The organism is Nocardiopsis sp. NPDC058789 (genome assembly GCF_042745575.1).
Taxonomy (GTDB): Bacteria; Actinomycetota; Actinomycetes; order Streptosporangiales; family Streptosporangiaceae; genus Nocardiopsis; species Nocardiopsis eucommiae.
In genome coordinates, this window is sequence record NZ_JBHYOW010000010.1 from 107,432 (window position 1) to 120,282 (window position 12,851).

Annotated in this window: 11 protein-coding genes; 10 read left to right on the forward strand and 1 reads right to left on the reverse strand. The window is 71.2% G+C overall.

The window, feature by feature from the left end:
• Window positions 1-90 precede the first annotated feature (90 nt).
• The 7 genes from ACFW3L_RS16625 (at window position 91) to ACFW3L_RS16655 (ending at window position 6,553) form a co-directional block, all read left to right on the forward strand.
• A complete protein-coding gene (locus tag ACFW3L_RS16625; protein ID WP_378741568.1) occupies window positions 91-1,047 on the forward strand; it encodes a methionine ABC transporter ATP-binding protein in 957 nt (318 codons plus the stop codon).
• A complete protein-coding gene (locus ACFW3L_RS16630) occupies window positions 1,044-1,775 on the forward strand; it encodes a methionine ABC transporter permease (protein WP_378741232.1) in 732 nt (243 codons plus the stop codon). Before ACFW3L_RS16625 ends, ACFW3L_RS16630 begins: the two co-directional genes overlap by 4 nt.
• A gap of 70 nt (window positions 1,776-1,845) precedes the next feature.
• Window positions 1,846-2,700 carry a MetQ/NlpA family ABC transporter substrate-binding protein gene (locus tag ACFW3L_RS16635; RefSeq protein WP_378741234.1) on the forward strand — a complete coding sequence of 285 codons (855 nt, stop codon included), beginning with the start codon at window positions 1,846-1,848 and terminating at the stop codon, window positions 2,698-2,700.
• 185 nt (window positions 2,701-2,885) lie between these two features.
• Window positions 2,886-4,283 carry a GH1 family beta-glucosidase gene (locus ACFW3L_RS16640; RefSeq protein WP_378741236.1) on the forward strand — a complete coding sequence of 466 codons (1,398 nt, stop codon included), beginning with the start codon at window positions 2,886-2,888 and terminating at the stop codon, window positions 4,281-4,283.
• Between the two features lie 145 nt (window positions 4,284-4,428).
• Window positions 4,429-5,460 (forward strand): LacI family DNA-binding transcriptional regulator, encoded by a 1,032-nt coding sequence (locus tag ACFW3L_RS16645; RefSeq protein ID WP_378741238.1) that lies wholly within the window; start codon window positions 4,429-4,431, stop codon window positions 5,458-5,460.
• Window positions 5,461-5,568: 108 nt separating this feature from the next.
• Window positions 5,569-5,793: a hypothetical protein gene (locus tag ACFW3L_RS16650; protein ID WP_378741240.1), complete on the forward strand. Its 225-nt coding sequence runs from the start codon at window positions 5,569-5,571 to the stop codon at window positions 5,791-5,793.
• Window positions 5,794-5,887: 94 nt separating this feature from the next.
• Window positions 5,888-6,553, forward strand: a complete 666-nt coding sequence (locus ACFW3L_RS16655; RefSeq protein ID WP_378741242.1) for a hypothetical protein — start codon at window positions 5,888-5,890, stop codon at window positions 6,551-6,553.
• 21 nt (window positions 6,554-6,574) lie between these two features.
• Here the strand turns inward: ACFW3L_RS16655 and ACFW3L_RS16660 are convergent, their stop codons facing one another.
• Entirely contained in the window at window positions 6,575-7,843 is a 1,269-nt protein-coding gene (locus ACFW3L_RS16660; RefSeq protein ID WP_378741244.1) for a D-alanyl-D-alanine carboxypeptidase family protein, read from the reverse strand.
• 578 nt (window positions 7,844-8,421) lie between these two features.
• Here ACFW3L_RS16660 and ACFW3L_RS16665 point away from each other — a divergent pair.
• From ACFW3L_RS16665 to ACFW3L_RS16675, 3 genes are all read left to right on the forward strand, one after another.
• Window positions 8,422-11,673 carry a nitrate- and nitrite sensing domain-containing protein gene (locus ACFW3L_RS16665; protein ID WP_378741570.1) on the forward strand — a complete coding sequence of 1,084 codons (3,252 nt, stop codon included), beginning with the start codon at window positions 8,422-8,424 and terminating at the stop codon, window positions 11,671-11,673.
• A 232-nt stretch (window positions 11,674-11,905) separates the two neighbouring features.
• Window positions 11,906-12,307, forward strand: a complete 402-nt coding sequence (locus ACFW3L_RS16670; RefSeq protein WP_049567543.1) for a roadblock/LC7 domain-containing protein — start codon at window positions 11,906-11,908, stop codon at window positions 12,305-12,307.
• Window positions 12,308-12,405: 98 nt separating this feature from the next.
• Complete coding sequence (locus tag ACFW3L_RS16675) at window positions 12,406-12,822, forward strand: DUF742 domain-containing protein (RefSeq protein ID WP_225942487.1); 417 nt, start codon at window positions 12,406-12,408, stop codon at window positions 12,820-12,822.
• Window positions 12,823-12,851: the final 29 nt, after the last annotated feature.

A 12,851-nucleotide genomic window follows, 5' to 3' on the forward strand; every position in this document is an offset into this window, starting at 1 on the left:
CCCCACGCTGAGTCCAGAGCGCTCCCGTGTCCGCGAGCGGCCTCAGGGACACCACCGCCAGACGTCGATGGGAAAACCGTGATTGACGCAGTGGGTCTACACAAGACCTACAGGTTGAAGAAACGCCAGGTGCACGCCCTCAACGGGGTGGACCTGCATGTCGAGTCCGGCGAGATCTTCGGGGTCGTGGGCCAGAGCGGTGCCGGAAAGAGCACCCTCCTGCGCTCGGTGAACCTGTTGGAACGCCCCGACAGCGGCAGCGTGCGCGTGGGGGAGGAGGAACTCACCTCCCTGCGCGGTGCCCGTCTGCGCGCGGCCCGGCGGGGGATCGGCATGGTGCACCAGCACTTCGCCCTGCTCTCCTCCCGTACGGTCGCGGGCAACGTCGGCTTCCCCCTGGAGGTCGCCGGGGTCTCCCGCGCCAAGCGTGCCACCCGGGTGGGTGAGCTCCTGGAGCTGGTGGGCCTGGGCGACAAGGCGCGCGCCTACCCCTCCCAGCTCTCGGGCGGGCAGAAGCAGCGCGTGGGCATCGCCCGCGCCCTGGCCTCCGACCCCCACGTCCTGCTGAGCGACGAGGCCACCTCCGCCCTGGACCCGGCCACCACCGACTCGATCCTGTCCCTGCTGCGCCGCCTGCGCGACGAGCTGGGCCTGACCATCCTGCTGATCACCCACGAGATGGACGTGATCAAGCGGATCTGCGACTCCGCCGCGATCATGGAGGACGGCGCGTTCCTCGAGTCCGGCCGCGTACTGGACCTCATCGGCACCCCGGGGTCCCTGCTGGCGCGCTCCCTCTTCCCCCTGCCGGACAACGGCGGCCCCGAGAGCGTGGTCATCACCTACCCGCGCTCCTTCGACGAGCCCTTCATGTCCGAACTCACCCGCCGCTTCGACGTGGACGTGAACATCCTCGGCGGCGGTGTGGAGCAGGTCGCCGGACAGTCGGTGGGACGCCTCAGCGTCGACATGCGCGGGGAGCGCCGCCGTGAGGCGCTCAGCTACCTGTCCGAGCACGGCCTGCTGGTCGAGGAGGCCGGAAAGTGACCATCAACCCCGCCGACGTCCTCGTCCTCGCGCAGGAGGGGAACGCCCTCACCGCCATCACCGACTTCGTCGCCGACTGGCCCGACATGTGGCCCAGCCTGTGGCTCGGCACCCAGGACACCATCTACATGGTGTGGTGGGCGACCGTCTTCAGCGTCCTGGTCGGCCTGCCGCTGGGCGTGCTGCTGGTCGCCACCGACCGGGGCGGCCTCGTTCCGGCCCCCGCGGTGCGCGCCGTGCTCAGCGCGATCGTCAACGTCGGCCGTTCCCTGCCCTTCATCGTCCTCATGGTGGCGGTGCTGTCACTCACCCGCTTCCTGGTCGGCACGACCCTGGGCCCCACGGCCGCGATCGTCCCGCTGAGCATCGGCGCCATCCCGTTCTTCGCCCGCCTGGTGGAGACCTCCCTGCGCGAGGTGGACCGCGGGGTGATCGAGGCCGCGCACGCGATGGGCACCCGCAAGTTCACGATCGTGGGCAAGGTGATGCTGCCCGAGGCCATGCCCGGCCTGATCGCGGGTCTGGTGATGACCGTGGTCACGCTCATCTCGTACTCCGCGATGGCCGGTGCCATCGGCGGCGGAGGCCTGGGCGACCTCGCCATCCGCGAGGGCTACCAGCGCTTCAACGACCACTACCTGTGGGCCACCGTGATCCTGCTGATCGTCATCGTGCAGGTCGCGCAGAGCCTGGGTGACCTGCTTGTGCGCAGGCTGTCCCGGCGCTGACCCCCGCCCCCCCCGACACACCCCTCGCCCCCCTCCAGAGTTGACCGGAACCGACCGCAAGGAGACAGCGATGACAGGGACGAACGTGCTTCGGGGGGTCGCCGTGGCCGGCGCCGCGGCGGTCCTCCTGGCGGGGTGCGGGAGCCCCAGCGAGCGGGCGGCCGACGACGGCGGGGAGGAGGGCGTCGTGACCCTGCGGGTCGGCGCCACCCCGCTGCCGCACGCGGAGATCCTGGAGTTCGTCAACGACGAGCTGGCGGCCGACGCCGGACTGGCGATCGAAGTCGTCGAGTACACCGACTACAACCAGCCGAACGCGGCCCTGGCCGAGGGCGAGCTCGACGCGAACTACTACCAGACGGTGCCCTTCCTCGAGGAGTACCTGGAGGGCAATCCGGACACGGACCTGTCCTACGTGGCCGACGTGCACCTGGAGGCCTTCGGCCTGTACTCCGAGAGCCTCACGGACCTCGACGACCTCCCCGAGGGCGCGAGCATCGCCGTGCCCAACGACGCCTCGAACATGGACCGCGCCATGCGCCTGCTCGCCGAGCAGGACGTGATCACCCTGGCCGACGACACGGACGGCCAGGCCACGGAGTCCGACATCGAGGACAACCCGTCGGACGTCACGATCACCCCGGTGGAGGCGGCCCAGCTGCCGCGCTCCCTCCAGGACGTGGACGCGGCCGTGGTCAACGGCAACTACGCCCTGGAGGCGAACCTCACCGAGACCGCCAACGCGCTGGCCTGGGAGGAGACCGAGGACAACCCGTACGCCAACGGACTGGTGGTGCGTTCGGAGGACGTGGGGTCCGAGGACCTGGTCCGCCTCAACGACCTCCTGCACAGCCAGGAGGTGCGCGACTTCATGGAGGAGCGCTGGCAGGGGATCGTCATCCCGGTCGGGCCGGGCACGGACTAGGGTCTCCCGCTCTCCCCGAGGGCCCCGGTGGGACTCCCACCGGGGCCCTCCGCCGTACGGGACGGACGGTAACGGTTGAATCTCGGGGAGGCGTCACTCCGTTGACTCGCGACAGGGCGTCTGCTTCGGTGAATGGGAGCGCTCCCAACGACGTCCACCCGCCACGGAAGGTGCGTACCGAAGCAGTGAGCAACCCCAACGACTTCCCCGAAGGCTTCCTCTGGGGGGCGGCGACCGCCTCCTTCCAGATCGAGGGCGCCACCACCGCCGACGGCCGAGGCCGCAGCATCTGGGACACCTTCGCCGAGACCCCCGGCAAGGTCCTCAACGGGGACACCGGTGACCCCGCCGACGACCACTACCACCGCTACGCCGAGGACGTCGCGCTCATGCGACGGCTCAACCTCGGCGCCTACCGCTTCTCGGTCGCCTGGCCGCGTGTCGTCCCCGACGGCACCGGCCCCGTCAACCAGGCCGGGCTCGACTTCTACGACCGCCTGGTCGACAGCCTCCTCGAAGCGGGCGTCCAACCCTGGGCCACCCTGTACCACTGGGACCTGCCCCAGCCCCTGGAGGACGCCGGAGGCTGGCCCGTCCGGGACACCGTGTACCGGTTCGCCGACTACTCACGGGTGGTCGCCGAGGCGCTCGGTGACCGGGTCACCCACTGGATGACCATCAACGAGCCCTGGTGCGCCGCCTTCCTCGGCTACGAGAACGGCCACCACGCCCCGGGCCGCAAGGACCCCGCCGCCGCCCTGGCCGCGACCCACCACCTGCTGCTCGGGCACGGTCTGGCGGCCGAGGCGATCCGCTCCACCGGCCACCCCTCCAAGGTCGGCCTGGCGCACAACCAGGCGGTCATCCGGCCGCACGGCGCCAACGCCGCCGACGCCCGGGCCGCGCGCCGCGCGGACGGGGTGCGCAACCGCATCTTCACCGACCCCCTGCTCAAGGGCGCCTACCCGGCGGACGTGGTGGCCGACCTCGCGGACGTCAGCGACTTCTCGTTCGTGCTGGACGGCGACCTCAAGACGATCTCCACGCCCCTGGACTTCCTCGGCGTCAACTACTACTCGCCCGAGTTCGTCGCGGGCTCGGCCGAGGGCATCGACCCCGCCCTGGTCAGCGGCGACGGCGACGCGTGGCTGGGCGCGGGCCCCGACGAGGTCCACGTGTCCCAGGGGCTCCCCGTCACCCACATGGGCTGGGAGATCGACCCCACCGGTCTGTACGACGTCCTCCAACGTCTGGCGGGCGAGAGCGGCGGCGTCGACCTGTACGTGACCGAGAACGGCTGCGCGTTCGAGGACACCGTCAGCGAGGACGGCGCCGTCCACGACCCCGACCGCACCGACTACTACGAGGGCCACCTGCGGGCCGCGAGGGAGGCCATCCACGCCGGGGTACCGTTGCGCGGTTACTTCGCCTGGTCACTTCTGGATAATTTCGAGTGGGCATGGGGATACTCCCGCCGGTTCGGGATCGTCCACGTGGACTACGAGACGCAGGAACGCGTGGTCAAGGACACCGGGCACTGGTACGCGGAGCTGGCCAGGACCGGACGGTTCCCCGAGCGGTAGACCACCGGTGGCGGACCGTGAGCGTTCGTGGGGTGCCGTCGTACGGACGGACGCCGCACGAACGCTCACGTGGTCGACCCGTGCCCGACCGCACACACAACCGCCGCCCGGGCGACCGGCGGCACGACGTCCAAGGAGCCCACAAGTGGCCAAGAGTGGCGGTCGGCAGCGGCCGACCCTGGAGATGGTGGCGGAACGGGCCGGGGTCGGCCGCGGCACCGTGTCCCGGGTGATCAACGGGTCGTCCCAGGTCAGCCCCCGGACCCGTGAGGCCGTACACGCCGCGATCGCCGAGCTCGGGTACAGCCCCAACCAGGCGGCCCGGACCCTGGTCACGCGCCGCACGGACACGATCGCCCTGGTCGTCTCCGAGGCGAGGGACCGCCTGTTCGCGGACCCCTTCTTCGCGGACATCATCCGGGGGGTCAGCTCGGTTCTGCACGAGCGGGACCTCCAGCTCATGCTCACCACCGCCCGGGGCGAGGCCGAGCACAAGCGCGTGGGCGAGTACCTCAGCGGCTCGCACGTGGACGGTGCCCTCCTGGTGTCGCTGCACCGGGACGACCCCCTCACCTCCCGCCTGGCCGAGTCCGGCGTGCCGGTGGTGCACGGCGGCCGCCCGTACTCCGAGGCCCAGCCCGCGCCGTTCTGCGTCGACATCGACAACCTCGACGGAGCTCGGGTGGCCACCCGCCACCTCCTGGACTCCGGGTACGCCAGGATCGCCACTATCACCGGCCCGCAGGACATGAACGCCGGTGTGGAACGCCTGCGGGGCTACCGCGAGGGCATGGCCGCCGCCGGTCGCGAGGTGGACGAGCGCCTGGTGGTCCAGGGCGACTTCAGTGTGGAGGGCGGTGCCGAGGCCATGGCCCGCCTGCTGGACCAGGGAGGCGAGCCCGACGCGGTCTTCGCCGCCTCCGACATGATGGCCGTCGGCGCCATCCGCGCGCTCCGGGAACGCGGCCTCAGCGTGCCCGGGGACGTCGCCCTGGTCGGTTTCGACGACACCCTCATGGCGCGGCACAGCGACCCGTCGCTGACCACCGTCCACCAGCCCACGGTCCAGATGGGCCAGGAGATGGCCCGGCTGCTCGTGGACGTCGCGATCCCGCGCACGGCGGAGGCCGAGACCATCCTCCTCGACACCCGGTTGGTGGTGCGCGACTCCGCCTGACCCCCGGCACGGCCCCGCTCACCGGCACTTTCGCGCCCGTGGCCGCTGGACTCGCGTGTGCCGCCTGTGCGAGGCTGGTCGCGATTTCGCGGAGGACGGCGGGGGCACATGAAGTCGACGCGGGAACCGACCCACACCAGGTGCGCGATCTCCGCGTGCGGTTGGTGCGACCGGAACGGCGACCTCTGCCGGTTCTGCGCCGGGACGGGGTGGTGGCGGCCGGAGCGGCCCCACCGGGAGGTCAACGGGCTGGTCGTCTGGCACCGGGTCGACGAGCCGTGCCGTGGGTGCGCCGGGACGGGCAAGGAGCACGGGTCGACTGCCGCCTCCTGACCCGTGCCATCGGGGGGCCGCCCCCGCGCCCCGTACCGAGGGGCACCCCGACGGCGAGCCCGTACGGAGCTCGTGAACCGAACGTGGAGGAACTGTGCGCTGGGTCACCTACCTGTCACCGAGCGGTGGCGGTGCGCGCGTGGGCGCGCTGGACGACGGTGACGTGATGGGCAGCCCCGGGGGCCGGAGCCTCGGTGAGCTGCTGGAGGGCGGCGACGACGCCCTGGCGGCCGCGCACCAGCGGGCCGTGGACGGCGCGATCGAGATCATCGTCGAACCCGAGGCGCGTATGTGCGCCCCGGTCCTGCCCACCGGGCCGGTGCCGGTGCTCGTGGGCGAGCGCGAGTACGCGATCGGCCCCGAACTGGTGCGGGGAGTCGACGACCCCGTGGCGCCCGAGGCCCGGTCCGCCCGGGTGGGCGTGGCCGCCCTGGCCGGGGGATCGGGGCACGCGAGCGCCTACACCCCGGCCTGTCTGTGGCTGGACGAGGCGGGCGAGCCCGTGGAGCTGATCCTGGGGCCCGTCCTGACCACCTCCGACGAGCTGTCCACCGACGTGCTGGAGCTCAGCACCTCGGTGGACGACGAGGAGAACGGGCACGGCCGGGTCGAGCCCGACCACGACTGGCTGGTGTCGGGGCCGGGCCGGGTCCGCGCTCTGCTGCCCGTCGCCACCCCCGTGCTGGAGGCGGACGACGAGCTCTTCGTGGACGCCGGGGAACTGGGCACCTACGAGGTCAGGGTCGGTTCCCAGGTCTGAGCGGTTCGGTCGGGCCCCGGGTCAGGGGGTGTACTCCCAGTGCCAGGGCTCGAACCCGTCCCGGGCCCACTCCGGGTTCTCCCATCCGTGCTCCGGCGCGTGGTCGAGCATCCACCGGTGCTCGGGGGTCCCGAGTTCGTGCACGCCGCCGCACAGGTCCACGGCGACGCCCAGACCGTGCGCGCTGGTGCCGGGCCGGGCGGCCATCCCGGGCAGCATCTCCTGGAAGAGCCGGACCTGCTCGTGATACGGGCGGTAGGAATCGGTCACGCACATCGGGCGGCCGAACTCTGACCGGAATTCACCGTCGAGCTCGATGAACGCGGCGGCCGCGTCGGCCCTCAGCCGCTCGCCGGGCTGCGGCAGCGGGCACAGCGACGTGTCCGGCACCCTCCCGTTCTCGACGTCCGACGTACCGCCGCCCGCGCAGCCGCCGGGACCGCCCGCCGCCGCGTCCGCCCCGCCGGGGGAACCGGCCCCGGCGCCCTCGGTTCCGCCGACGGCCTCCCGGGCGTCGGCCAGAGCCGCCTTGCGGCGCGCCTCCTCGTCCCCGGGGTCCCGGGTCCCGGCCAGGGCGTCCTCCAGCCGCGTCTGCTGCTCCAGGAGCTTCTCGGTCCGCCCCTGCTGGGCCTCGATGGCCTCGATGGCCGTCTCACGCGCGGTGTCCGCCGCCTCTGTGGCCTCGGCCTGATCCTGCTCAGCGGACTCCGCCGCCTCGGCCAGGGTGTCGGTGGCGACCTGGGAGGCCCGGGCGCGGGAGAGGTCGGCGGAGCGGTGCTCCCCGAACAGCGTGAGGTAGGCGCCGCGCTCCAGTGCGTGTGCGGGCCCCTCGGGGCCGATCCAGGCCCGCATGAGGCTCAGGTCCGCGCCCTTGTAGGCGCTGGCGGCCTGGCGGGCCGCGCCCAGCCGGGTGCCCTCGTGGCGCAGGTCCGCAGCCTCCGCCCGGGAGTCGGCGGCCTCGCGCTCAGCGCTGAGCTCGTCCAGCCGGGCGCTCTCCTCCTCGTAGGCCCGGATCCTCTCGGCGGCGCTCTCCTGGAGGGCGGCGACCTCCGCGCGCGCCGTCGCCAGCTCCACGCGCAGTCGGTCCAGCTCCCCCGGGCCGGAGTCGGTGACGTCGGCGGAGCCGGGGGCCGCACAGGTGAGGGAGAACAGCAGCGCCGTGCTCAGTGGGAGCAGTGTGTGGACCGAAAAGCGGCGAAACGGAGGATTCTTCTGTGAACTGGGAGAAGTGCCGTGGGCGATGCGTGGGTGACTCTGGGTGCTCGAACCGGGGCGCGACGAGGTGCGCATTTCCGCCTCCCCCTCAGGGCCTGCGTATACGTGACAGCCACGATGTCACGGAGGGGCGGCGCGCAGGTGGATGCTGGCGGTGTGTCCAAATAGTTACCTCAATGTCCGGCCGGTTTTCGGTCGCCCGGTCTGACCTGGGGGATTGGCCCTAATGCGGACAGGGAGGGGATTACGGCCACGGTTGGCGTCCGATGATCTTGCTTGATGGGCATCAATCGCCCGAAGCGAGCCCTTCTCGCCCATTGGTACGCTATGCACCGCACGCGCACCACGACAGTGTCGGTGCGCGGCGCCTCTCCTCCCAGGCGAGTCCGGCGGACAGTCTTCACATCTCCCCACATTCCCACTGCTTCCTGCTTCTGGTGGACCACTGTGGTCATGCCGACCTTCCGGTCTGGAGCGGTCCGATCCCTGGGTTCAACAGCCGTTCGAGGCGGTGACACGAAAGGTTGCGAGGGTCCGTGTCGACACGAGCGACGAAAAGCGGGGCCAGCGCTCAGAGCGAGGCAGCGCAGGCCGACAACGCCGATGCCAAGCCCCGGCGCAGATCCAACTGGTGGCGGCCACGTAACTGGCGGGTGCGCTCCCGACTGGTGGCCCTCATCGTCATCCCGACCGCCGTCGCGCTAGCGCTCGGCGGACTGCGGGTCTACGAGGCCTCGGTCTCCACCGTCACCCACGCGCACATCGAGGACCGCGCCCAGGTGGGCGTCCTCATCGTGGACCTGGCCAACCAGCTGGGCCGCGAGCGCACGGCCAGCGCCGTCTACATCTCCGACAACGCGGACCCGGACCGTCGGTCCGACGACCTCCGCCAGGAGATGGAGACCGAGCGGGCCGCCACACTCGACCTCCAGAGCACCCTGAACGCCCGTCTGGACGACATGGGCACGATGGACGGAGACCTGGCGCAGACCCGCCTCGCGGCGATGCGCAGCCAGCTCTCCACCCTGGAGTCGCTGCGCACCGAGGTCGACTCCACCCGCATCACGGTCCTGCCCGTCGTGACGAAGTACCGGACCATCGCCCGGTCGCTCTCCGACTTCAACCAGACCATCGCGGACGAGACCAACGACACCGAGCTCCGTGAGGCCGTCCGCGCCCTCACCGCGCTGTCGAACGCCCGAGACCAGCTCTCCTACGAGACGGCGCTGATGGGCCACTCCCTGGCCCGCAACACGATGACCGGCGGTATCTCCGAGGCCATCGACTCCAGCCGGGCCCGCTACGAGAACGAGATCTCGAACTTCATCCAGGCCGCCTCGCCCCAGCAGCGCGCGGTCTTCGACGAGAACTTCACCGGCCTGGAGGTCAGCCAGGTCTCCACCATGCGTATGCGCGTCATGTACCGCGCCGACCGTGGCGACCCCCTGACCAACGTCACGCCCAACGACGGCCCCGAGGACTACGCGGCCATCGCGGACACGGCCCTGGAGCGCCTCAATACGGTCGAGACCAGTCTCGCCGAGGGCATCGCCGCCGACGCCAACGATCTGCGCGGCCAGGCCCTGGTCCGCACGATCATGGACCTCATCATCGTCGCGGGCGTGCTCCTGGCGGTCTTCATCCTGACCTCCCTCGTGGTCCGCTCCCTGGTGCGCCCGCTGCGCACCCTGGAGGACGGCGCCCGCCGCGTCGCGGAACGCGACCTGCCCGAGGCGATCAACCGGATGCAGGAGGCCGGGACGGTCCCCGAGTCCGTCAAGGTGACGCCCATCGAGGTGCACACCCACGACGAGATCGGTGAGGTCGCCCGCGCCTTCGACGACGTCCACCGCGTCGCCCTGACCCTGGCCTCCGACGAGGCCGGGCTGCGCAGCAACGTCAACGCGATGTTCGTCAACCTCTCCCGCCGAAGCCAGACCCTGGTGGAGCGGCAGCTGCGCCTGATCGACGGTCTGGAGCAGTCCGAGCAGGACTCCGACCGCCTCTCCGACCTCTTCCAGCTGGACCACCTCGCCACGCGCATGCGGCGCAACAACGAGAACCTGCTGGTCCTGTCCGGACAGGACAACACCCGCAAGTGGGCCCAGCCCGTCCCGCTGGTCGACGTCCTCCGAGGCGCCGTCTCCGAGGTCGAGCAGTACGAGCGCGTCAACGTGCGCGCCCCCTCCCACATCTCGGTGCTCGGCCGCCCGGTCAACGACGTCATCCACCTCGTCGCGGAGCTGGTGGAGAACGCCACCTCGTTCTCCCCGCACGACACCGAGGTGCTGGTCAGCGCCAAGATCATGGAGAACGGCTCCGTGCAGGTCGACGTGACCGACAGCGGCATCGGCATGGCCCCGGAGGACCTGGCGGCGGTCAACGCCCGCCTGGCCGCGCCGCCGGTCATCGACGTCGCGGTCTCGCGCCGCATGGGTCTGTTCGTGGTCTCGCGCCTGGCACACCGCCACGGCATCCGCATGAGCCTCAAGGAGGCGCACGGCGGCGGTACCACCGCCAGCGTCGTCTTCCCGCCGGATCTGCTCATCACCCCGGTCGAGGGCCAGCACGCCCTGGGCGGGGTCGACAGTCGCCCCGAGCTCTCCGCCGGTGCCCCCGACACCTTCGCCGAGGCCGAGGCGGCCTTCGCCGCCAGCCCCGCGGCCGAGGAGCCGGGCGACCCCTGGAACAGCCAGGAGGCCGGTGACCTCGGAGGCGACCTGGGCGGTCTGCCCAAGCGCAAGCCCGTCGGCGGTCGGCCGGAGGAGCACCCGCCCAGCGGCCAGGACCTGTGGAACACCACCAGCACCGGCTCGGTCTGGGAGGCGCCCAACCGCACCGAGGGCCTGTCGCCCAACAGCGGTCTGACCGACAACGCCAACCCGGTCGTGGACCCCTACGACGTGCCCGAGGAGGAGCCGAAGCAGGAGGAGACCACCGGTCGCAGCCTGTTCGACCCGGCCCCCCGCAACGGCGCGGACACGGGATCGTTCAGCGCCCCGGACACCGGCTCCTTCCGTCGGCCCACCGACACGGGCGGCTTCGGTCGCCCCGCCTCGGACACGGGCGCCTTCGGGCGGTCCGCCGAGCCCGGGAGCCGGAGCACGGACTCCTACGACGCCTTCGGCACCGGGACCCACCGGAGCGGGGCCTTCGGCTCGGGATCCGTCGAATCCGCCAGGCCGGAGACCCCGGCGGTACCGGCGCGCGGCGACGACAGCACCGAGACCTTCCCGGCGATCTCCTCCTGGGACTCCGGCGCCCAGCAGCCCCACCAGGCTCCGGCGCAGCCCCAGCAGCCCCAGCAGCCCGAACCCCACACCACGGGCAACTGGCGCGGCGGGGGCGACTCGCGGGAGGGCTACGGTTCCACGGCCTACCTGTCACGCCGCTACGGTGGTGCCCAGGGCCCGAACAACACCGTCGTCCCGGCGGCGCCGTCCGGTGAGGACGCCGACTCGCTGCCGATCTTCGACGCGATCGAGTCCAACTGGTTCAAGCGCCGGACCGGCGGCCCCACCGTGGACACCACCGAGACCGGACCGATCCAGCAGGTGCCTCCGGCGCCCCAGGAAGCACCGGAGCCCCAGCGCACGCGCAGGGACGCCGCTCAGCAGCAGCCCGCGGCCAACCCCCGCTCCGACCAGGAGTGGAGCTCGGCGGCGGACCGCGGCTGGAAGGCCGCACGCACCGCGGCCGAGCCGCAAGCGGGAGGTCTGACCACCTCGGGCTTGCCAAAACGGGTTCCCAAGGCAAACCTTGTTCCTGGTACCGCACCCAAGCCGGAGAACTTCAAGCAGATGCCCACCCGAAGCGCGGACCGTGTCCGCAACCGCTTCTCGGGCTTCCAGAAGGGCGTCCGGGACGGTCGGAACCGGCTCGGCGACAGTTCGACAGAGGAGTGACCCAAGTGGCCAGTGGTGGGACGGGGTCCCTCACAGCCCGGGAAGCCGGATGCAATAGCATCTACCGAGCTTCTCGGACGCACCACACCCATCGCTTGACGAGAGCGGAACACCAGACTCCCGGTCACCCCCACGGGAGGGGCCGGGTGGTTCGCAAAGGCAGTGCTGTCACATGCCGTGCCGGCGGTAGCAGTGCCCACAGATCGACCGGCGAACTTGGACAGGAGATCAGATGAGTCGACAGGTGAATGAACTCAACTGGTTGATCACTGACTTTGCCGACCGGGTACCCGATGTCGCCCACGCGATCGTCGTCTCCTCTGACGGCCTTCCGTTGGCTTCGTCCGCGGGCTTCCCGACCGACCGGGCCGACCAGCTGGCGGCGATCGCCTCTGGTCTGTCCAGCCTGACGCAGGGCGCGGCCCGGGTGTTCGAGGGTGGAGCGGTCGCCCAGACCGTCGTCGAGATGGAGCGGGGGCTGATGCTCATCATGGCCATCAGCGACGGCTCCTGTCTCGCCGTCCTCGCGGCGGCCGAGAGTGACCTCGGTCTGGTCGCGTACGAGATGACCCTGCTCGTCGAGCGGGCGGGGCGGGCGCTGACACCAACGGCGCGCACCTCGGGAATCCACTGATCCACCACCGACAGGAGGAAGTGGTGGCACCTCACAGTAGAGATGCCGGGAGCGCCTCGTGGTTCGGACAACAGCCGGGCCATCCCCCCTCGGGAGGGATGCCGGCCGTTCCGGGCGGCGGAGATGTTCCTCGACCAATCCAACAACCGTATGACCAACGACCCGCGCCGGGCAGCGCCCCCAGTTCGCTGGTGCGCCCCTACGCGGTCACCAAGGGCCGTACCAAGCCGAAGTCTCAGCTTCCACTGGAGGCGCTGATCTCGGCCACCGCGGCGGCCCGGAACGAGTCAGGGACGCTGACGCCTGAATGGCAGGCGATCAGTGACCTGTGTCGGGAATGGCGATCCGTGGCGGAGATCTCCGCGCTGTTGCGGATGCCTCTCGGTGTGGCGCGGGTGCTTGTGGCGGACATGTCCGAGCAGGGACTGGTCCAGATCAGGTCTTCGCTCAACAACGACGCTCGCCCCAACACCAACCTGCTTGAAAGGGTGCTCAGTGGACTTCGCAAGCTCTAGCCCAGCCGAGGAAGGCGGTGCTGGGGGGA

Excerpts from the sequence above, each read along its gene's own strand:
- ACFW3L_RS16670 (WP_049567543.1), top strand. The coding sequence starts at position 11,906 with ATGAGTCGACAGGTGAATGAACTCAACTGGTTGATCACTGACTTTGCC.
- ACFW3L_RS16660 (WP_378741244.1), bottom strand. The coding sequence starts at position 7,843 with ATGCGCACCTCGTCGCGCCCCGGTTCGAGCACCCAGAGTCACCCACGC.
- ACFW3L_RS16675 (WP_225942487.1), top strand. The coding sequence starts at position 12,406 with ATGCCGGCCGTTCCGGGCGGCGGAGATGTTCCTCGACCAATCCAACAA.
- ACFW3L_RS16650 (WP_378741240.1), top strand. The coding sequence starts at position 5,569 with ATGAAGTCGACGCGGGAACCGACCCACACCAGGTGCGCGATCTCCGCG.
- ACFW3L_RS16635 (WP_378741234.1), top strand. The coding sequence starts at position 1,846 with ATGACAGGGACGAACGTGCTTCGGGGGGTCGCCGTGGCCGGCGCCGCG.